This is a genomic window from Burkholderia sp. HI2761 (genome assembly GCF_002223355.1).
Taxonomy (GTDB): Bacteria; Pseudomonadota; Gammaproteobacteria; order Burkholderiales; family Burkholderiaceae; genus Burkholderia.
The window spans coordinates 526196-546403 of record NZ_NKFN01000004.1 but is presented as its reverse complement, the minus strand read 5'-3'; the positions used below and the strand labels follow the sequence as shown (position 1 = coordinate 546403).

General features: G+C 66.3%; 22 protein-coding genes. 8 read left to right on the top strand and 14 right to left on the bottom strand.

All coding sequences use genetic code 11. The features are described 5' to 3' along the window. The first annotated feature begins 58 nt into the window (after nucleotides 1–58). Genes CFB46_RS09205 through CFB46_RS09195 form a run of 3 tightly spaced genes read left to right on the top strand, consistent with a single transcriptional unit; the run spans nucleotide 59 to nucleotide 2634 of the window. A complete protein-coding gene (locus tag CFB46_RS09205) occupies nucleotides 59–1318 on the top strand; it encodes a M48 family metallopeptidase (protein WP_089499812.1) in 1260 nt (419 codons plus the stop codon). Beyond that, nucleotides 1315–2256 carry a ribosome small subunit-dependent GTPase A gene (rsgA, locus tag CFB46_RS09200; protein ID WP_089499811.1) on the top strand — a complete coding sequence of 314 codons (942 nt, stop codon included), beginning with the start codon at nucleotides 1315–1317 and terminating at the stop codon, nucleotides 2254–2256. Before CFB46_RS09205 ends, rsgA begins: the two co-directional genes overlap by 4 nt. A 60-nt stretch (nucleotides 2257–2316) precedes the next feature. Continuing rightward, nucleotides 2317–2634 carry a hypothetical protein gene (locus CFB46_RS09195; RefSeq protein WP_089499810.1) on the top strand — a complete coding sequence of 106 codons (318 nt, stop codon included), beginning with the start codon at nucleotides 2317–2319 and terminating at the stop codon, nucleotides 2632–2634. 78 nt (nucleotides 2635–2712) lie between these two features. Here the strand turns inward: CFB46_RS09195 and CFB46_RS09190 are convergent, their stop codons facing one another. From CFB46_RS09190 to rpsP, 6 genes are all read right to left on the bottom strand, one after another. Then, nucleotides 2713–3651, bottom strand: coding sequence for a CobD/CbiB family protein (locus tag CFB46_RS09190; protein ID WP_027783887.1), 939 nt, complete (start codon nucleotides 3649–3651; stop codon nucleotides 2713–2715). 120 nt (nucleotides 3652–3771) lie between these two features. Next, the gene (locus tag CFB46_RS09185) at nucleotides 3772–4458 is read right to left on the bottom strand and encodes a CoA pyrophosphatase (RefSeq protein WP_027783886.1); all 687 of its coding nucleotides are present in this window, start codon (nucleotides 4456–4458) and stop codon (nucleotides 3772–3774) included. A gap of 87 nt (nucleotides 4459–4545) precedes the next feature. Then, nucleotides 4546–4938, bottom strand: a complete 393-nt coding sequence (rplS, locus tag CFB46_RS09180; RefSeq protein WP_027783885.1) for a 50S ribosomal protein L19 — start codon at nucleotides 4936–4938, stop codon at nucleotides 4546–4548. A gap of 133 nt (nucleotides 4939–5071) precedes the next feature. Continuing rightward, nucleotides 5072–5866: a tRNA (guanosine(37)-N1)-methyltransferase TrmD gene (gene trmD / locus CFB46_RS09175; protein WP_027783884.1), complete on the bottom strand. Its 795-nt coding sequence runs from the start codon at nucleotides 5864–5866 to the stop codon at nucleotides 5072–5074. Between the two features lies 1 nt (nucleotide 5867). Then, nucleotides 5868–6545: a ribosome maturation factor RimM gene (gene rimM / locus CFB46_RS09170; RefSeq protein ID WP_027783883.1), complete on the bottom strand. Its 678-nt coding sequence runs from the start codon at nucleotides 6543–6545 to the stop codon at nucleotides 5868–5870. A gap of 42 nt (nucleotides 6546–6587) precedes the next feature. Beyond that, nucleotides 6588–6842, bottom strand: coding sequence for a 30S ribosomal protein S16 (rpsP, locus tag CFB46_RS09165; RefSeq protein ID WP_006476550.1), 255 nt, complete (start codon nucleotides 6840–6842; stop codon nucleotides 6588–6590). A 152-nt stretch (nucleotides 6843–6994) separates the two neighbouring features. Between rpsP and CFB46_RS09160 the strand changes: the two genes are divergently transcribed. Together CFB46_RS09160 and CFB46_RS09155 are read left to right on the top strand one after the other, a co-directional pair. Next, nucleotides 6995–8143 (top strand): PQQ-dependent sugar dehydrogenase, encoded by a 1149-nt coding sequence (locus CFB46_RS09160; protein WP_089499809.1) that lies wholly within the window; start codon nucleotides 6995–6997, stop codon nucleotides 8141–8143. A 111-nt stretch (nucleotides 8144–8254) separates the two neighbouring features. After that, complete coding sequence (locus CFB46_RS09155; protein ID WP_027783881.1) at nucleotides 8255–8722, top strand: NINE protein; 468 nt, start codon at nucleotides 8255–8257, stop codon at nucleotides 8720–8722. Between the two features lie 51 nt (nucleotides 8723–8773). On the opposite strand, the gene CFB46_RS09150 is transcribed toward CFB46_RS09155, so the two are convergent. Further along, a complete protein-coding gene (locus tag CFB46_RS09150; protein WP_089499808.1) occupies nucleotides 8774–9952 on the bottom strand; it encodes a PA0069 family radical SAM protein in 1179 nt (392 codons plus the stop codon). Between the two features lie 88 nt (nucleotides 9953–10040). Beyond that, complete coding sequence (locus CFB46_RS09145) at nucleotides 10041–10529, bottom strand: Lrp/AsnC ligand binding domain-containing protein (protein WP_027783879.1); 489 nt, start codon at nucleotides 10527–10529, stop codon at nucleotides 10041–10043. A 144-nt stretch (nucleotides 10530–10673) separates the two neighbouring features. Between CFB46_RS09145 and CFB46_RS09140 the strand changes: the two genes are divergently transcribed. Next, nucleotides 10674–11960: a D-amino acid dehydrogenase gene (locus CFB46_RS09140; RefSeq protein WP_089499807.1), complete on the top strand. Its 1287-nt coding sequence runs from the start codon at nucleotides 10674–10676 to the stop codon at nucleotides 11958–11960. A gap of 322 nt (nucleotides 11961–12282) precedes the next feature. Here the strand turns inward: CFB46_RS09140 and CFB46_RS09135 are convergent, their stop codons facing one another. The 5 genes from CFB46_RS09135 to CFB46_RS09115 all read right to left on the bottom strand — a co-directional run bounded on the left by CFB46_RS09135 (nucleotide 12283) and on the right by CFB46_RS09115 (nucleotide 16713). Further along, entirely contained in the window at nucleotides 12283–13218 is a 936-nt protein-coding gene (locus CFB46_RS09135) for an electron transfer flavoprotein subunit alpha/FixB family protein (protein ID WP_089499806.1), read from the bottom strand. A gap of 16 nt (nucleotides 13219–13234) precedes the next feature. Further along, nucleotides 13235–13984 carry an electron transfer flavoprotein subunit beta/FixA family protein gene (locus CFB46_RS09130; protein ID WP_089499805.1) on the bottom strand — a complete coding sequence of 250 codons (750 nt, stop codon included), beginning with the start codon at nucleotides 13982–13984 and terminating at the stop codon, nucleotides 13235–13237. Nucleotides 13985–14211: 227 nt separating this feature from the next. Beyond that, nucleotides 14212–15006 (bottom strand): MetQ/NlpA family ABC transporter substrate-binding protein, encoded by a 795-nt coding sequence (locus CFB46_RS09125; protein ID WP_089499804.1) that lies wholly within the window; start codon nucleotides 15004–15006, stop codon nucleotides 14212–14214. 29 nt (nucleotides 15007–15035) lie between these two features. After that, nucleotides 15036–15689, bottom strand: coding sequence for a methionine ABC transporter permease (locus tag CFB46_RS09120; RefSeq protein ID WP_006486982.1), 654 nt, complete (start codon nucleotides 15687–15689; stop codon nucleotides 15036–15038). Beyond that, entirely contained in the window at nucleotides 15679–16713 is a 1035-nt protein-coding gene (locus tag CFB46_RS09115) for a methionine ABC transporter ATP-binding protein (protein WP_027783875.1), read from the bottom strand. Before CFB46_RS09115 ends, CFB46_RS09120 begins: the two co-directional genes overlap by 11 nt. A 218-nt stretch (nucleotides 16714–16931) precedes the next feature. Between CFB46_RS09115 and CFB46_RS09110 the strand changes: the two genes are divergently transcribed. Further along, nucleotides 16932–17852, top strand: coding sequence for an alpha/beta hydrolase (locus CFB46_RS09110; protein WP_089500378.1), 921 nt, complete (start codon nucleotides 16932–16934; stop codon nucleotides 17850–17852). Between the two features lie 30 nt (nucleotides 17853–17882). Here the strand turns inward: CFB46_RS09110 and CFB46_RS09105 are convergent, their stop codons facing one another. Beyond that, complete coding sequence (locus CFB46_RS09105) at nucleotides 17883–18806, bottom strand: histone deacetylase family protein (RefSeq protein ID WP_089499803.1); 924 nt, start codon at nucleotides 18804–18806, stop codon at nucleotides 17883–17885. Nucleotides 18807–18849: 43 nt separating this feature from the next. Between CFB46_RS09105 and mltB the strand changes: the two genes are divergently transcribed. Further along, the gene (mltB, locus tag CFB46_RS09100; protein WP_179235054.1) at nucleotides 18850–20193 is read left to right on the top strand and encodes a lytic murein transglycosylase B; all 1344 of its coding nucleotides are present in this window, start codon (nucleotides 18850–18852) and stop codon (nucleotides 20191–20193) included. Nucleotides 20194–20208: the final 15 nt, after the last annotated feature.

The window sequence follows — 20208 nt, the reverse complement described above, 5'->3', positions numbered from 1 at the left end:
CAGCGGGGCCGGTCCGCAAGAACATATAATTCTCGCATAGAACCCTTTGGCGCCTTCGATGTCACCCTTTTCGTTCACCCTGCTGTTCGCGATCGCCGTACTCGCGATGGTCGTCACCAAGCTGTGGCTCGCGTCGCGGCAGATCCGCTTCGTCGCCGCGCACCGCAACGGCGTGCCCGCGCAATTCAGCGCCACCATCCCGCTGACCGCCCACCAGCGCGCGGCCGACTACACGGTCGAGCGCACCCGGCTGACGATGATCGAGATCGTCGTCAGCGCGGCCGTGCTGGTCGGCCTCACGCTGCTCGGCGGCGTCGGTGCGCTCGACACGCTGCTGACCGGCTGGCTCGGCCGCGGCTACGGGCAGCAGGTCGCGCTGGTCGCCGCGGTGCTCGTGATCACGGGCGTGATCGACGTCCCGTTCGAGTATTACCGCCAGTTCGGGATCGAGCAGCGTTTCGGCTTCAACCGGATGACGAAGCGGCTGTTCTTCACCGACATGCTGAAGAATTCGCTGCTCGGCGCCGCGCTCGGCCTGCCGCTGCTGTTCGTCGTGCTGTGGCTGATGAACCAGGCCGGCAGCCTGTGGTGGCTGTGGACCTGGATCGTGTGGGTCGCGTTCCAGATGCTCGTGCTGCTGATCTACCCGACCTTCATCGCGCCGCTCTTCAACAAGTTCGAGCCGCTGAAGGACGACGCGCTGCGCTCGCGCATCGAGTCGCTGATGAAGCGCTGCGGCTTCGCGGCGAAGGGCCTGTTCGTCATGGACGGCAGCCGCCGCTCGGCGCACGGCAACGCGTACTTCACGGGCTTCGGCGCGTCCAAGCGGATCGTGTTCTTCGACACGCTGCTCGCGCGCCTGTCCGGCCAGGAAATCGAAGCCGTGCTCGCGCACGAGCTCGGCCACTTCAAGCGCCGCCACGTGATGAAGCGGATGCTCGTGTCGTTCGTGCTGAGCCTCGTGCTGCTCGCGCTGCTCGGCTGGCTCGCCCAACGCACGTGGTTCTATACGGGGCTCGGCGTCGCGCCGTCGCTCGACACCAGCAACGCGGGCGCCGCGCTCGTCCTGTTCTTCCTCGCGATTCCGGTATTCCTGTTCTTCGCGACGCCGTTCAGCAGCCTCACGTCGCGCAAGCACGAATTCGAGGCCGACGCGTTCGCGGCCAGCCAGACCGACGCGCAGGATCTCGTCAGCGCGCTCGTGAAACTCTATGAAGACAACGCGTCGACGCTGACGCCCGACCCCGTCTACACGGCCTTCTACTACTCGCATCCGCCTGCGTCGCAGCGGATCGACCGCCTGCTGCAGCACGCATGAGCCGGCCGACCTCCCGCAAGCCGGCCCCGCGCGCATCGGGCGCGCAACGGGCCGAAGGCCGCGTGATCGCGGCGCACGGCCGCCACTACATCGTCGCCCCCGACGAGGGCGGCCCGATGCTGCAATGCTTCGCGCGCGGCAAGAAGAGCGACATCGCGGTCGGCGACCGCGTCGCGTACGAACTCGCGTCGGCCGACCAGGGCGTGATCGTGGAGATCGGCGAACGGCGCAACCTGCTGTACCGCTCCGACCAGTTCAAATCGAAGCTGTTCGCGGCGAACCTCGACCAGTTGCTGATCGTGCTCGCGACCGAGCCCTATTTCAGCGAGGATCTGCTCGGCCGTGCGCTGATCGCCGCCGAAGCGAACGAGCTGAAGCCGCTCGTCGTGCTGAACAAGATCGACGTGGAGGCCGCGCTGCCGGTCGCGCGCGAACGCCTCGCGCCGTACCGCGCGCTCGGCTACGAGGTGCTCGAGCTGTCGGTGAAAGGCGCGCCGGACGACGCGCGCGCGCAACTGATGCCGCACCTCGCCGGACATTCGACGATCCTGCTCGGCCAGTCGGGGATGGGCAAGTCGACGCTCGTGAACCTGCTCGTGCCCGACGCCGAAGCCGCGACCCGCGAGATTTCGGCCGCGCTCAACAGCGGCCGCCACACGACGACGTTCACGCGGCTGTACCCGCTGGAAGGCGGCGGTGCGCTGATCGATTCGCCGGGCTTCCAGGAATTCGGCCTCTACCACCTGACCGAAGGCCGCCTCGAGCGCGCGTTTCCGGAATTCCGGCCGCTGCTCGCGGACTGTCGTTTCTATAATTGTCATCATCTGCACGAGCCGGGCTGCGCGATCCTCGAGGCCGTCGCCGACGGCCGCATCGCGCCGTCCCGGCACGCGCTGTACGCGCAGCTCGTGCACGAGGCGAGCCAGGTCGTCCGCTGATCGCGCGACGTATGCGACGGCCGGCCGGCGTCAGGCAGGCCTTCATCGACAGGAGCGGCGATGCGTTTCAAGGCACCCGATCTCGCGACCGCGCAGCATTGGGCCAACGTGCTCCGGGTGGCCGGTATCGGTTGCGAGCTGCACAACTGCTACGCGACCGGCGCGCTCGGCGGCCTGCCCGCCGATGCGTGCACGCCCGAACTGTGGCTCGAAGACGAACGCGACGACGCGCTCGCGCGCCGGCTCCTCGATGCCGCGTCGCACGGCCCGTCGGCCGGCGCGGCACCCTGGCGCTGCCGGCAGTGCGGCGAAGCGCTCGAAGCGCAATTCACCGCCTGCTGGCAATGCGGCGCCGTGCGCGACCCGCGCGACGACTGAACGCACTGCGTCGACGCAGAAACGAAAAGGCCGGCAACAAGCCGGCCTTTTCGTTTCATCGGGCGCCGGGCTGGCGCGTCACGATACCCAGACCGCCAGCGTGAGCATCAACAGCAGGATCATCCACAGGATCACTGCTCGCCACACGAGGCCCACCGCCGACTGCAGCGTGCGCGGCGTGCAATCGTCACCGACCGTCAACGGACCGCTGTCGCCGACCGCCAGCGCATCGAGGCTCGACGGCTCCGCGAGCGGCCCGGCGAGACGCGCGCCGAGCGCCCCGCTGCCGGCGGCCAGCAGCACGCCGTCGTTCGGGTCGGGCCACTGGCGCGTATGGTTGCGCCACGCGTAGATCGCATCCTCGAAATTGCCGACGATCGCGAAGCCGAGCGCCGTCAGCCGGGACGGAATCCAGTCGATCACGAAGAACGCGCGCTGCGCGAACGTCGAGAAGGCAGCCGTGCGGTCGTCGCCCGGCGTCGACCAGCTGCGCGCGAGGTATTCGGAAATCCGGTACAGCACGGCGCCGGCCGGGCCGACCGGCAGCACGTACCAGAAGAACACGCCGAAGACGTGACGATGCGATGCGACGACCGCGTGGATCAGCGTATGACGGACGATTTCGCCGACCGGCATGTCGACCGTGTCGATACCCGTCCACTCGTGCAGGATTTCGCGCGCGCGCGGCACGTCGTCGTTGTTGAGCGCGAGATGGATATCGGTGAAGTAGTGGCTGAACTGGCGGAAGCCGAGCGTGAAATATACGACGGCGACGTTCCACAGGAACGCGAGCACGAAGCTCACCTTGTACAGCAGGAAATAGATCAGCGCGACGATCAGCACCCACGGCAGCACGACCGCGAGCCAGGCGAGAAGCCCGTGCTTCTGCTTGCCGGCGTCGAGGCCATGTGCGACGGTTTCCGCATGAAACTGGAACAGTGCGAACACCGGATTGCTCGGCGACAACGCGCGGACCTGTTCGATGATGAGAGCGAGGAGAACCGAAAAGAAAGTCATGCGTGGCGCCGTCTTCGGAGTTATGTCATTTTTTGCATAACGATAGCACAGCGTCAGCCGCGCATGGCTGCCGGCGCGGTCGGCGGGCAGCCGGTCGCGCGCGCCGGCCGGCGCGCCCGCCTAGCCGGCAGCCAAGAAGCGATACAGATTGCGAAACATGGCGGCAGTTGCGCCCCAGATGAAGTAATGCCCGTCCGGTTTGTCATTCGGGTAGGGCATGGCAAAAAAACGACGCTCGCCGCCTTCCCAGCGGAACACGCGCACCTGATGGTTCGCGGGATTCATCACGAACGCGAGCGGCACCTCGAAAATCTCGGCGACTTCGAACGTATCGGCCTGCACGGTGAACGGCGGATGCACGAGGCTGACCACCGGCGTCACGCAGAAACCCGTGCCGGTCAGGTAGTCGGGCAGCGCACCGAGAATCTCGACGCGTTCGGCGGCGAGCCCGATCTCCTCCTTCGCCTCGCGCAACGCGGTGGCGGTCGCGTCGCGGTCGAACGGCTCGCGACGACCGCCGGGAAAGCTGATCTGTCCGGCGTGGTCGTTCAGGTGATCGGCGCGCTGCGTCAGCAGTACGGTGAGGCCCGACTCGCGGACGACGAGCGGCACGAGGACGGCCGCGCTACGTGGATCGACGCCTTCCTGCAGCCTCGCCTCGCCGGGCTCGACGCTCCATTCGAGCGTGCGCGCGAACCGTTCGCGCAGGCCGGACGGCGTCATCAGGCGGGAATCGATGACCGGCAGGCCGGCACCGGTGCCTTCGACCGGCAATACTTCGGGATCGATGATGGGGCGGCGATTCAATGGGGCTCTCGGGTTCGTGTCGTATCGAGCATATTGTCGCGCCAGAATGAAAAAAGCACCCGGTCGGGTGCTTTTTCCTTACAGCTCTTACTCTTGGGAAGCTGCTGCGGCGCGATCCTTCGACACCAGCTTTTCCTTGATACGAGCCGACTTGCCCGAACGCTCGCGCAGGTAGTACAGCTTCGCACGACGCACATCACCGCGACGCTTCACGACGATGCTTGCCAGCAGCGGCGAGTACGTCTGGAACGTACGCTCGACGCCTTCGCCCGACGAGATCTTGCGGACGATGAAGTTCGAGTTCAGACCACGATTGCGAATCGCGATCACGACGCCTTCGTAAGCCTGAACGCGCTTGCGGGTACCTTCAACCACATTCACGTTCACGATCACCGTGTCGCCCGGGGCGAAATCGGGGATCGTCTTGCCGGCGAGCGCGCGCTCGATTTCTTCCTGCTCAAGTTTTGCGATCAGATTCATTACTGACTCCTTATGCCATCGTGTCGGCGTTTACACCCGCCTGCTTCCAGGCCCGGCCCCGATAGAGGATGGATTCACATCAGGCGCCGCACACGCATGTACGGCACCGCCAATTCCCGCTCGCGCAGCCGCCTCAGGAGGCGTCCTTCGCTTCGCGTGCGAGGTTCGCGAGCCACGCCTCGTCGGCGCGGCTCAACAACTTCTCGCGGCGCGCCCGGACAATCAGGTCCGGCCGCTTCCGCAACGTATTCCTCAATGCTTCCTGGCGCCGCCACCGCTCGATCTCGGCATGATGCCCGCCGAGCAGCACGTCCGGCACGCGCACGCCGTCGTATTCCTCGGGGCGCGTGTAGTGCGGACAATCGAGCAGGCCATCGGCGAAGCTGTCCTGCACGGCCGACAGCGAATCGTTCAGCACGCCGGGCAGCAACCGCACGACCGCATCCATCATCGCCATCGCCGGCAGTTCGCCGCCCGACAGCACGAAATCGCCGAGGCTGATTTCCTCGTCGACGCAACGGTCGAGCAGGCGCTGATCGATCGCTTCGTAACGACCGCACAGCACGACGACGCCCGGCTCCTGCGCCATGCGCACCGCACGATCATGCGTGAGCGGCGCGCCTTGCGGCGACATCATCACGACGCGCGTGCTTGCGATACCCTGCTCCGCCTGCGCCGCTTTCGCGGCGTCGATCGCAGCTTCGAGCGGCCTGGCCAGCATCACCATGCCCGGACCGCCGCCGTACGGACGATCGTCGACCGTGCGGTAGTTGTCCGTCGTGAAATCACGCGGGTTCCAGGTGCGCAGCCCGAAGCGCCCCTGCTTGACGGCCCGACTGGTGATTCCCCAGTCGGTCAGTGCGCGGAACATCTCGGGAAAGAGCGTGACGACGTCGAACTGCACCGCGCTCTCGGTAACCTGGTTCATTTCAGTAATCGGCTTCCCAGTCGACGACGATGCGACGCGCCGCCTGATCCACCGTTTTGACGTAGACGCCGACGAACGGAATCAACCGCTCGTCGGTGGTCGGCTGACCGTCTTTGCCGGTTGCCGGATATTCGACACGCATGATCGAATGCACGCCGTTGTCGATCATCCCGCTCACCTTCCCGAGCGCCACCGATTGCTCGTTGACGACTTCGAGACCGATCAGGTCGACCCAATAGAATTCGTCCGCGGCCAGTGCCGGGAAATCTTCCCGGCGCACGAACACGCGAAAGCCGCGCATGGACAGCGCAGCATCGCGGTCGCTGACGCCCGCGGGTTGCGCAACGACAGTGTCGCTGTGCGTCTTCGACTGCATGATGCGGACGGAAAGCCGCTCCGCACCGCGTTCCAGCCACCAGCGACGCGCGTTGAGCAGCGCGTCGCCACCGCGACCGGCATCGGCATGCGTCGCCACCTTGACCCAGCCTTTCAGGCCGTAGGCGTCGACCACCGCCCCGACCTCGACGGCATCGTCGGGCCAGGCCTGCGTCGCTTCGGGACTGCCTTGTTCGGCAGCCTGACCGGCGTTCGCGACCGTGTCGCGCTCGACCGGCTTGCGGACGAATGCGCCGAACGACGCACGCCCGCGCCTTGCATTACCGGAATCGTGACCCGCCATCAATGCACCTCACAGCCGGCACGACCGGCACACCGTGCCATGTTAGGCAGCCGGTTGCGCCTTTTGCGCTTCCTTCACGAGACGCTGGACGGTCGGCGACAGTTGCGCGCCAACACCTTGCCAGTACGTCAGGCGATCCTGAGCGATACGCAGCGATTCGCCCTTCGTGGCGACCGGGTTGTAGAAGCCGACGCGCTCGATGAAGCGGCCGTCACGACGGTTGCGCGAATCGGTAGCAACGATGTTGTAGAACGGGCGCTTCTTCGAGCCGCCACGAGCCAGACGGATGATAACCATATGATGTCCTTCGGAAAACCGGGTTCGAAACTACTGAAACACGCGATTATAGCCGGAAACCAGAGGTACAACAAACACTTACGCGTAAAAATCCGCGGACGGCCCGTCCGCCGGGCCTACAATCGTCGTGTCCAGGCTTGCTCCCGACCGTCATGCCGCACCTTCACGCCACCCCGATGCGCCGCGTGCAGCGCCAATTGGCGGCGCTGCTTGCCGGCCTTGCCTGCGTCGCCTGGCTTGCGTCCGCGCCGGCGTTTGCCGCGTCGCTGCCGGTGAACGAACTCGTCGTGCCGCCCGGCTTCCATGTGAGCGTGCTGACCGACGCCGTACCGGCCGCACGCGAAATGGCGTGGTCGCCGCGCGGCATCCTGTATGTCGGCACGCGGGAGGGCCGCGTCCATGCGTTCGCGATGCAAGAGGGCTGGATCACCGCGCACCACGTAATCGCGTCCGGGCTCGACATGCCCGTCGGCGTCGCCTATCGCGACGGCGCCCTCTATATATCCGCCGTCTCGCGCATCCTGCGTCTCGACCACATCGACGACCGGCTCGCCAGACCACCCGCGCCCGTCGTCGTGACCGATGCGCTGCCGACCGACCACCATCACGGCTGGAAATTCATCGCTTTCGGCCCCGACGGCAAACTGTACGTGCCGGTTGGCGCGCCGTGCAACGCCTGCCTCGCCGATCGCGGCCGCTACGCGATCATCGCGCGGATGAACGCCGACGGCGGCGAGCGTGAAGTGGTCGCTCGCGGCATACGCAATACGGTCGGCTTTGCGTGGCACCCTGATTCGGGCGAGCTGTGGTTCACCGACAACGGACGCGACCTGATGGGCGACGACGTACCCGACGACAAGCTGAACCGCGCGCCGCGCACCGGCCTCGACTTCGGCTTCCCATACTGCCACGGCGGCGATACGCCCGACCCCGAATTCGGCGCCGCCGACGCTTGCCGCCATTATGTGCCGCCCGTCCTCAAACTCGGCGCGCACGTCGCGGCCCTCGGGATGCGCTTCTATACCGGACCGATGTTTCCGGCGCCGTATCGCAATAATGTCTTCATTGCCGAACACGGCTCATGGAATCGCAGCACGAAGGTCGGCTACCGCGTGATGCGCGTGGTCGCATCGGCGGACGGCAGCCATGCACGCCAGACCCCGTTCGTGACGGGCTGGTTGCGGCCCGACGGCACCGTATGGGGACGTCCGGCCGATGTATTGCCGCTGCCGGACGGCTCGCTGCTCGTCAGCGACGATTACGCGGGCGCGATCTACCGCGTGACCTATGCGGCACCTTGACGCAGGCGAGGGGTGACCGGGCCCGACCGGGCATCGTAGAATGCGTGCCGGGCCGCGCGCCCGCGCCGGCCTGCCGGCCCCGCCCATGCCAACGACGATACGCCGCCATCCATGTCCAGCAGCACCGCATCGCCCCGCCGCTTCCGCTCCAAGACGCTCACCGCCGCCCTCGCGTTCCTGCTCGGATCGCTCGGCGCGCACCGCTTCTATCTGTACGGTTTTCGCGACGTGTACGGCTGGGCCCACCTGCTCGCGACGATCGTCGGCATCCCGGGCTTCCTCCTGCTCGCCGCAACCCAGCGTAGCGCCGGCCTCGGCTGGTGGCTCGCGCTCCCCGGCGCCATCTCGCTGCTGGCGGCGTTCCTCGCCGCACTCGTCTACGGGCTGCGCCCCGACGAAAAATGGGATGCGCAATTCAACGCGGACACCGGCAAGCACAGCCAGTCGGGCTGGACCGTGATCTTCGTCGTGATCTTCTCGCTGCTGATCGGCGCGTTCCTGTTGATGACCGCACTCGCGCTGTCGTTCCAGACGTACTTCGAATCGCAGGTCGAGGCAGCCAAGCAGATTTCGCAGTAAGCACGACCCATACGGTCGATCCGGCACACCGGCGACCGCGTTGCTCGCCGGTCAGAACAGGTTCAACTGCATGTCGTCGCGCGGCTTCGCGCCGGCGGCACGAACCGCAACACGCGGCGCCGGCACCGCAGCGGCAGGCGCACCGCTGAACCGCGACAGATCGAGGATGCCGTTCGTGCGTTCGTTCAACCCGAGCCGCTTGACGGCCTGACGGAAGCGCTGCCGCAACAGGTCGGCCCAGATCCCCTCGCCCTTCATCCGTTTCGAGAAATCCGAGTCGTAATCCTTGCCGCCGCGCATGTCGCGCACGCGGTTCATCACGCGCTCCGCACGGTCGGGAAAATGCGCGGCAAGCCAGTGCTTGAACAAGGGCGCGACCTCCCACGGCAACCTCAGGATGATGTAGCTCGCGTGCGTGGCACCGGCTTCCGCACAGGCCTCCAGCACGCGCTCCATGTCGGGCTCGGTCACGAACGGAATCACCGGTGCAATGCTCACGCCGACCGGCACGCCCGCATCCCGCAGCGCGCGGATCGTGCGCAACCGCCGCGCCGGCGTGGCCGCACGCGGCTCGAGCGTGCGTGCGAGCTCGGCATCGAGCGTCGTGATCGTGACCGCCGCCATTACCTGCCCGCGTTCGGCCATCGGCGCGAGCAGGTCGAGATCGCGCTCGATCAGCGACGATTTCGTGATCGCCGCGAACGGCAGCCCGCGATCGTGCATCACCTGGATCACGCTGCGCGTAATGCGCAGGTCGCGCTCGACCGGCTGGTACGCGTCGGTGTTGACGCCGAGCGCGATCGGCTCCGGCACGTAGCGCTTGCGCGAAATCTCGCGCTCGAGCAGTTCGGCTGCGTTCACCTTCGCGTAGATGCGGCTTTCGAAATCGAGCCCCGGCGACAGCCCGAGGTAGCTGTGCGTCGGCCGCGCGAAGCAGTAGATACAACCGTGCTCGCAGCCGCGATACGGATTGAGCGACACGCTGAACGGAATATCGGGCGACTGATTGTGCGTCAGGATGCTCTTCGCCCTCTCCTCGAAGACCTGCGTACGCAGCGGTGTGGGGAAATCGGCATCGTCGGACTCGTGCGTCCAGCCGTCGTCCACCGCTTCGCGCTGCGCGAGTTCATACCGCCCCTGCAGATTGTCGACCGCGCCGCGCCCCTTGCGGGGCACGGGCGGCGCTACCGGAAATTCGTTGTCGGACCGATCGTCCATGTGCCCACCCATTCGCCTGCGCCCAATACTGTACATTTATACAGTATTGGGCGCAGCATGCCAAGGGCGGGATAAAGGGCCCGACAACGGCGCCGGCGCGTCAGTCGCCGACGGCGATCGTCAGCGTTTCCTTGATTTCTTCCATCACGACATAGCTCTTCGACTGCACGGCGCCGGGCAACTGCAGCAGGATGTCGCCGAGCAGCTTCCGGTAGTCGGCCATCTCGCCGATCCGCGCCTTGATCAGGTAGTCGAAATCGCCGGAGACGAGATGGCATTCGAGCACCTCGTCGATCTTCATCACTTCCCGGCGGAATTGCTCGAACATGTTGCCGCCCTTGTGGCCGAGCGTGATCTCGACGAACACCAGCAGCGCGGCCCCCAATTGCCCCGGGTCGACCCGCGCGTGATAGCCGGTGATCACGCCGTCGCGCTCCATGCGCCGCACGCGCTCGATGCACGGCGTGACGGTCAGCCCGACCTGTTCCGCGAGGTCCTTCATCGCCATCCGGCCGTCGTCCTGGAGCAGTTTCAGGATGCGCCGGTCGAGCTTGTCGAGCGAGCGTACTGGCTGACGTTGCGTTCTCATTTGTTTATGCTGAAAACCAGAAAAATACGATAACAAAAACTGCACATTCGACAATACCATAGCTCAAAAAACTAGATCAGCTAGAGGTTACACGGAGCCGCGGGTGCGCCGGCCTCGACCTGGTCCCTTCCATCTGGAGCAGCTATGCGAGTCGTCATTCTGGGCAGCGGTGTAGTGGGCGTGGCAAGCGCGTATTACCTTGCGCGCGCCGGCCATGAAGTCACTGTGATCGACCGGGAAGCCGGCCCGGCGCAGGAGACGAGCTTCGCGAACGCAGGCCAGATCTCGCCCGGCTATGCCGCGCCGTGGGCCGCGCCCGGCGTGCCGCTGAAGGCCGTCAAATGGATGTTCGAAAAGCACGCGCCGCTCGCGATTCGCCTCGACGGCACGCGCTTCCAGCTCCAGTGGATGTATCAGATGCTGCGCAACTGCACGGCCGAGCGCTATGCGATCAACAAGGGCCGCATGGTCCGTCTCGCCGAATACAGCCGCGACTGCCTGCAGGCGCTGCGTGCCGATACCGGCATCCAGTACGAAGGCCGCACGGGCGGCACGCTGCAACTGTTCCGCACGCAGCAGCAACTCGACGGCGCGGCGAAGGACATCGCCGTGCTGCAGGAAGCGAACGTGCCGTTCGAACTGCTGTCGCCGGCCGAACTGAAAAATGCCGAACCGGCGCTCGCCGCCGTCTCGCACAAGCTGACGGGCGGCCTGCGCCTGCCGGGTGACGAAACGGGCGATTGCCAGCTGTTCACGACGCGCCTCGCCGCGCTTGCCGAATCGATCGGCGTCAAGTTCCGTTACAACACGCCGATCGATGCGCTCGCGATCGCGGGCGGCAAGATCGCCGGCGTGCAGTGCGGCAGCGAGACGGTGCGTGCCGACGCGTACGTCGTCGCGCTCGGCTCGTACTCGACCGGCTTCATCTCGAACCTGATGAAGATTCCCGTCTATCCGCTCAAGGGCTATTCGATCACCGCGCCGATCGTCAACGAAGCCGCCGCGCCCGTGTCGACCGTGCTCGACGAGACCTACAAGATCGCGATCACGCGCTTCGACCAGCGCATCCGCGTCGGCGGCATGGCGGAAATCGTCGGCTTCGACAAGAAGCTGCGTGCGGCGCGACGCGAAACGCTCGAGATGTGCGTGAACGATCTGTTCCCGGGCGGCGGCGACACGTCGAAGGCCACGTTCTGGACGGGCCTGCGCCCGATGACGCCGGACGGCACGCCGATCGTCGGCCGCACGCCGGTGTCGAACCTGTTCCTGAACACCGGCCACGGCACGCTCGGCTGGACGATGTCGTGCGGCTCGGGCCAACTGCTCGCGGACCTGATCTCGGGCAGGATGCCCGCGATCCAGGCCGACGACCTGTCGGTGCATCGTTACCTGAAGGACGTGCCCGGCCAGACGCGCCCGGCATACGCGTAAATCGGAGCGGCCCGCGGCGATGCGGGCCGCTTGCATCAGCGAGAAAGGCGCCCGAGGGCGCCTTTCCCGTTTCGGCGACTGCGACTGCGCGAGTGTCGACTCGGCTGGAGGCTTCAGTCGACGTGCGCGTCCTGTCGTCGCGCGGCGGTCAAAATCGACGTTCGTAGTCGTGCATGCGCGACGATACGTTCCGCACGGCACGGTACGATCCGGCCTCTTCCAGACGAACGACGCTCGCTCCTCTTCCGCGACGACACAACAAAAAAGGGGCGCTCGTCGCGCCCCTCTTCTCGTGTGCTTACCGCTGAAGCGTCACGCCGCGTCAGCCGAGCTCGGTCACGAGTTCCGGCACGAGCGCGAACAGGTCGCCGACGAGGCCGTAATCGGCCACGCTGAAGATCGGCGCTTCCGGATCCTTGTTGATCGCGACGATCACCTTCGAATCCTTCATGCCGGCCAGATGCTGGATCGCACCCGAGATGCCGACCGCGATGTACAGCTGCGGCGCGACGATCTTGCCGGTCTGGCCGACCTGGTAGTCGTTCGGCACGTAGCCGGCGTCGACTGCCGCGCGCGATGCGCCGAGCGCGGCCGACAGCTTGTCCGCCAGCGGCTCCAGCACCTTCGTGTAGTTCTCGCCGCTACCCAGACCGCGGCCGCCCGACACGATGATGCTCGCCGACGTCAGTTCCGGACGGTCCAGCTTCGTCACTTCACGGCTTACGAATTGCGACTTGCCGGCGTCGGCCGCCGCTTCGATCTTCTCGACCGCTGCGCCGCCGCCTTCGGCCGCGACCGGATCGAAGCCCGTCGCACGCACCGTGATGACCTTGATCGGGTCGCTCGACTGTACCGTCGCGATTGCGTTGCCCGCATAGATCGGACGCTCGAACGTGTCGGCCGAATCGACCGCCGTGATGTCCGAGATCTGCGCGACGTCGAGCTTCGTGGCGATACGCGGCGCAATGTTCTTGCCGTAGGCCGTCGCCGGCGCGAGGATGTGCGAGTAGTCCTTCGCGATGTTCAGCGCGGTCGCCTCGACGTTTTCCGCGAGGCCCTCGGCCAGTTGCGGCGCGTCGGCCAGCAGCACCTTCGACACACCCGCGATCTTCGCTGCCGCGTCGGCCGCCGCTTGCGCGTTGTGGCCCGCGACCAGCACGTGGATGTCGCCGCCAATCTTCGCAGCCGCCGCCACCGTGTTCAGCGTCGCGGCCTTGACCGACGCGTTGTCGTGTTCTGCAATCACCAGAATCGTCATTTCTTTGCGCTCCTTCTTACAGCACCTTGGCTTCGGTCTTCAGCTTCTCAATCAGCGTCTTCACGTCCGGCACCTTCACGCCGGCCGCGCGCTTCGGCGGCTCGACCACCTTCAGCGTCTTCAGACGCGGCGCGACGTCCACGCCCAGGTCTTCCGGCTTCACGGTTTCCAGCGGCTTCTTCTTCGCCTTCATGATGTTCGGCAGCGTCACGTAGCGCGGCTCGTTCAGGCGCAGGTCGGTCGTCACGACCGCCGGCAGCGTCAGCGACAGCGTTTCCGCGCCGCCGTCGACTTCGCGCGCAACGGTTGCCTTGCCGTCGGCCACCGTCACCTTCGACGCGAACGTCGCTTGCGGCAGACTGGCCAGCGCGGCCAGCATCTGGCCCGTCTGGTTCGAATCGTCGTCGATCGCCTGCTTGCCGAGGATCACCAGTTGCGGCTGTTCCTTGTCGACCAGCGCCTTCAGGATCTTCGCGACGGCCAGCGGCTCGACGCCGTCGTTCGACTCGACGAGGATCGCGCGGTCCGCGCCGATCGCCAGCGCCGTGCGCAGCGTTTCCTGCGCTTGCGTCACGCCCACCGACACCGCGATCACTTCGGTCGCGACGCCTGCTTCCTTCAGCCGCACGGCTTCTTCCACCGCGATTTCGTCGAACGGGTTCATCGACATCTTCACGTTCGCGATGTCGACGCCCGTGTTGTCCGACTTCACGCGGACCTTCACGTTGTAATCGACCACTCTTTTCACTGGCACCAGGATTTTCATGCACACGCTCCAAAGTTACGAATACGACCAGAGGCCATTTTATAGTGAGGCCTCGTGACTGCGCGGCCAGGCGGATCCAACCATCATGGTTGTCGAGGATACCGCTTCTTGGCGACGCGCCAATGATAGCGAACGGTCGTTCTATTTTAAAAGAGAAAAAACCCGGACGCAAAGCCCGGGTTTTCGATCATCGACTCTAATCCCGCCGGGCGTCCGTGCTGCGCCCGTTACCAGGCAGCAATGACCGCGCCGCCGAACTTGCCTTCGATGAACTGCTTCACGTCGGCCGAGTGATACGCGGCAATCAGCTTGGCGACCCACGGCTTGTTCCGGTCCGCTTCGCGGATCGCGAGGATGTTCGCGTACGGGCCGTTCGGGCCCTCGATCGCGATCGCGTCCTGCTTCGGTTTCAACCCCGCTTCCATCGCGTAGTTGGTATTGATCGCGGCCGCGTCGACGTCGCCGAGCGAGCGCGGGATCTGCGCCGCGTCGAGTTCGACGATCTTCAGCTTGCGCGGATTGTCGACGATATCGAGCGGCGTCGCCTTCAGCCCCGCATCCGCGCGCAGCTTCAGCAGCCCCTGCTTCTGCAGCAACAGCAGCGCGCGGCCGCCGTTGGTCGGATCGTTCGGCACCGCGACGCGTGCGCCCGGCTTCAGTTCGGCGAGCGACTTCAGGCGCTTCGAATAGATGCCCATCGGGAACGTGACGGTGTCCGCGACTTTGATCAGCTTGTAGCCGCGATCCTTCACCTGCGCCTGCAGATACGGATCGTGCTGGTAGCTGTTCGCGTCGAGGTCGCCCGACGCGAGCGCGGCGTTCGGCTGCACGTAATCGGAGAATTCGACGATGCGAATCTCCAGGCCGTTCTTCGCCGCGACCTTCTTCACCACTTCCATGATCTGCGCGTGCGGGCCGCCCGTCACACCCACCTTGATGGTTTCGGCCTGGGCATGGGCGCCCGCGAACAGCGCGGCCGCGCCCAGCGCCGCCGCGAACTTCAGCATGAAGCGTCGTTGCATCGTGTCTTCCCCTGTCGATCGGTTTGGTCTTATTTGTGGCTCAGCCGGCGCACCAGCCAGTCGCCGAACGATTGCACGATCTGCACGAACACGATCAGGATCGCGACGACCGTCCACATCACTTCCGGCAGATAGCGCTGGTAGCCGTAGCGGATCCCGAGATCGCCGAGCCCGCCGCCGCCGATCGCGCCCGCCATCGCCGAATAGCCGACGAGCGACACGAACGTGATCGTCAGGCCCGCGACGACGCCCGGCAGCGATTCGGGCAACAGCACCTTGAATACGATCTGCGACGTGGTCGCGCCCATCGACTGCGCGGCCTCGATCAGCCCGCGGTCGACCTCGCGCAGCGCCGTTTCGACGAGACGTGCGATGAACGGCGCGGCCGCGAGCGTCAGCGGCACGACCGCCGCGGCCGTGCCGATCGACGAACCGGTGACGAGCCGCGTGAACGGAATCACCGCGACCAGCAGGATGATGAACGGCGTCGAGCGGACCGCGTTCACGATGCCGCCGAGCACGCGATTCACCGCCAGGTTCTGCAGCACGCCCTGGCGGTCGGTCAGGTAGAGCAGCACGCCGAGCGGCAGGCCGACGAGCGCGCCGACCGCTCCGGAGATGCCGACCATGATCAGCGTCTCCCAGAACGACTGCACGAACATATCGAACATCTCACTCAACATACGAAAGCTCCTCTACCACCACACCTTGCTCGCGCAGGAACGCCAGCGCCTGCCCGACCTTGCCCGGCTCGCCGCCCGCGAGCACCGCGAGCGAACCGAATGCCTGCCCCTGAATCTCGTCGATCTGGCCGTGCAGGATGTTGAAATCGAGTTCGTACCGGCGGATCGTCTCCGACAGGATCGGCTGGTCGACACCCGAGCCCGTGAACGCGAGCCGCAGCAGATGCCCGCTGCCCGTCTTCAGCCGCTCGGCCACGCGCGCCTTCATGGCAGGCGGCAGTTCCTGCGCGATCACGTCGCCGATCAGCGCGCGCGTCACTTCGTGATGCGGCTGCAGGAACACGTCGATCACACGGCCTTCCTCGACCACGCGCCCCGCGTCGAGCACCGCGACGCGATCGCAGACCTGCTTGATCACTTCCATCTGGTGCGTGATCAGCACGATCGTCAGGCCGAGCTCGCGGTTGATGCGCTTCAGCAGATCGAGGATCGAACGCGTGGTTTCGGGATCGAGCGCGGACGTCGCTTCGTCCGACAGCAGCACCTTCGGCTGGCTCGCCAGCGCACGGGCGATGCCGACGCGCTGCTTCTGGCCGCCGCTGATCTGCGCCGGATAGCGATCCTTCTGCGCGGACAGCCCGACCAGGTCGAGCAGCGGCAACACGGCGGCCTCGATCTCGGCACGGCTCGCGCCGGCCAGCTCGAGCGGCAGCGCGACGTTGTCGAACACCGTGCGCGACGACAGCAGGTTGAAATGCTGGAAGATCATGCCGATCTCGCGGCGTGCCTCGCGCAGCGCACCGGCCGACAGCAGCATCAGATCGCGCCCGCCGACGACGACGTTGCCTTCGGTCGGCCGCGTGAGCAGGTTGATGGTGCGCACGAGCGTGCTCTTGCCGGCGCCGCTTCGGCCGATGATGCCGAACACCTCGCCTTGCGGGATCGTCAGGTTGACGTTGCGCAACGCTTCGACCCAGCCGCCCGGGCCGGGGAAACGCTGCGAAAGATTGCGTAATTCGATCATGTAAACAAAACGGCGGCCGGCCGGCGAGTTGGCCCGCCAGTCGGCCGCCGATGCATCTGGAATAGCCGGCGATTTTACCGCAAACCCCTCATTCCCCTTAATAATCGATTTCGATCTTTTCATAACCAGACGAAATTAGAGGAGCGCCGCTTCGCCCGCGCGGGAAGGCCGCGACTATGATCGGGAACACACTTGCCAACGAACCGGAGACACGCCCGATGAGCGCCACCACCACGCCGGCCGCCGTACCCGCCGCCACCGCCGGATCGGCGCCTTCGGCGCCCGCGCCGCACATGGGCCGGCTGCGTACCGCGGACGGGCTCGAACTGGCGTCGTACCGCTGGCCGGCGGGCGACGGCAGCGCGCCGCCGCGCGCGACGATCGCGCTGGTGCACGGCCTCGCCGAACACGCGGGCCGCTATGCCGCGCTCGCCGGCCGACTGAACGCAGCCGGCGTCGACGTGCTCGCGATCGATCTGCGCGGGCATGGCCAGTCGCCCGGCAAACGCGTGTGGGTCGAGCGTTTCGACGGCTACCTGAACGATGCGGATGCACTGGTCGCCGAAGCCGCGCGCGGCGATGCGCCGCTGTTCCTGATGGGGCACAGCATGGGCGGCGCGGTCGCGGCGCTCTACGCGATCGAGCGTGCACCGGCTCGCGGCCACGCACTGGCCGGCCTCGTGCTGTCGAGCCCGGCGCTTGCACCGGGGCGCGACGTGCCGCGCTGGATGCTTGCGGTCAGCCGCTTCATCAGCCGTGCGTGGCCCACTTTCCCCGCGATCAACATCGATGCGGCCCTGCTGTCGCGCGATCCGGCCGTCGTCGCGGCCAATCGCGCCGACCCGCTCGTGCATCACGGCGCCGTGCCCGCACGCACCGGCGCGGAAATCCTCGATGCGATGGCGCGCATCGAGAACGGCCGCGGCGCGTTGCGCGTGCCGGTGCTCGTCTATCACGGCACCGAGGACAAGCTGACCGAACCCGACGGCAGCCGCGCGTTCGGCGCGCGTGTGGGCTCGCCCGATCGTACGCTGACGCTGTACGAAGGCGGCTTCCATGAAACGATGAACGATCTCGAACGCGACCGCGTGATCGACGCGCTGATCGCCTGGATTCATGCGCGCGTGCCGGCGCGCTGAGCGCGTGCGGCCCGGCCGGTCAAGCGGAAATCAGATACCGGCCAGCACGCGCAGGTGCGCGACGACGCTGCGCCCGAGCGCGGACAGGTTGTAGCCGCCCTCGAGGCAGCTGACGATACGGCCCTGCGCATGCCGGCGCGCCACGTCGACGATCCGCGCGGTCAGCCATTCGAAGTCGGCTTCGACGAGGCCGAGATTGCCGATGTCGTCCTCGCGATGCGCATCGAAGCCGGCCGACACGAACAGCATCTGCGGCTTGAACGCGTCGAGGCGCGGCAGCCAGAACATGTCGACGGCTTCGCGGATCGCCATGCCGTTGCTGCGTGCCGGCATCGGCAGATTGACCATGTTCGGCGCCTGATGATCGACGCCCGAGAACGGATACAGCGGATGCTGGAAGAAGCTGCACATCAGCACGCGTTCGTCATTCGCGAACGCCGCCTCGGTGCCGTTGCCGTGATGCACGTCGAAATCGATGATCGCGACGCGCTCGATGCCGTGTACGTCGAGTGCGTGCCGCGCGGCGATCGCGACGTTGTTGAAGAAGCAGAAGCCCATCGCGCGCGCAGGCTCCGCATGGTGGCCGGGCGGACGGACGCCGCAGAACGCATTCGCATAGCGGCCTTCGATCACCGCGTCGGTCGCCGCGATCGCGGCGCCGGCCGCACGCAGTGCCGCGCGCCACGTGTCGCGATTCATCAGCGTGTCGGGATCGATCTCGACGTAACCGTCGACCGGCGTCATGCTCCGGATGTAGTCGATGTGCGCCTGCGTGTGCACACGGCCCAGCGCGACCTCGCTCGCGAACGGCGCGGTTTCGTGCACGATCAGGTCGTCGATGCGGCTCGCGATCAGTTGATCCTGGATCGCCGACAGGCGCGCCGGACATTCCGGATGCCATTCCCCCATCTCGTGCAGCATGCAGTCGGGGTGCGTATAGAAAGCGGTTGCCATAAGCTGTCATCCGCGGCGCACGGTGCGTCGCAGGTCTCCCTCAATGATGTCCATCGTCTGCCGCGAATTCGCCGCTAACTTACCACAACGAGGGCCGACATCGGCCCGGCGCGCCGGATGCGTCGGGTATACTGCGCCGAACACAATCGCCCTGTCCGCCCGCTTCGACATGAATCCCAGCAAGCCTGCCGTCCTTCTCTCCGCGCTGTTCCGCGTTCGCGCTCCGCTCGTCGCCGCTGCCCTCGCCGCGGCCCTCGGCACCGCGCCGGCCGTGGCGCAGACGCAGCCCGCGAAGCCCGCCGGCACGCTCGTCGCCCAGGCCCAGCCGCAGCAGCCGACGCCGCAAGGCCAGACCTTCGAAGAGGAAATCGTTCCGCAGCGTTATGCGAACAATGCGAAGGTCGACGCGTTCATCGACGAGATGGTGAGCCGCAACGGCTTCGATTCGGCGAGCCTGCATGCGCTGTTCTCGCGCATCAGCTACTCGGCGACGGCCGTCAAGCTCGTGAGGCCGGCCCCGTCGCCGACGGTCAAGAACTGGCGCGTCTATCGCTCGCGCTTCATCGAGCCGATCCGCATCAACGCGGGCGTGAAGTTCTGGAAGGCGAACCAGGCCACCCTGCAGCGCGCGTCCGAGCAGTTCGGCGTGCCGCCCGAGGTGATCGTCGGCATCATCGGCGTCGAGACCATCTACGGCCGCTACATGGGCAATTTCCGCGTGCTCGACGCGCTGACGACGCTCACGTTCGACTACCCGGACACGCCGAATCGCGACAGCCGCCAGGCCACGTTCCGCAAGAACCTCGAAGACTTCCTGGTCTGGACCCGCGACAATCAGCTCGACCCCACCACCGTGCTCGGCTCGTACACCGGCGCGATCGGGATTCCGCAGTTCCTGCCGAGCAGCATCCGCGAATATGCGGTGGACTTCGACGGCACGGGTCACGTCGATCTGCGCAGCAGTCCTGTCGATGCGATCGGCAGCGTCGCGAACTACCTGAAGCAGCACGGCTGGGAAACCGACCGCCCGGTGGTCTGGCAGATCACGCCCGATACAGGCAGCCTGGGCATCGCACAGGCCGCCGCCGACGGCCAGCCCGAACCGCACTGGGCGCTGTCGCAACTGCTGCGCGCGGGCATGACGTTGAACGAGCCGACGGTCAACATCACGACCGAAGCCGGCACGCCGGTAACCGTGGTCGATCTGCCGACGCCGGGGCGCGCGACCGAATACATGATTGGCCTGAAGAACTTCTACGTGCTGACGCGTTACAACCGCAGTTTCTTCTACGCGCTCACCGTGTACCAGCTCGGCGAGGCCGTGAAAGCGCAGATGGAAGCGAGCGGTGCGCTGCAACCCGCCGCTGCCGGGACGCAGCCGCAGTAAGCACGGGCCGCCCAA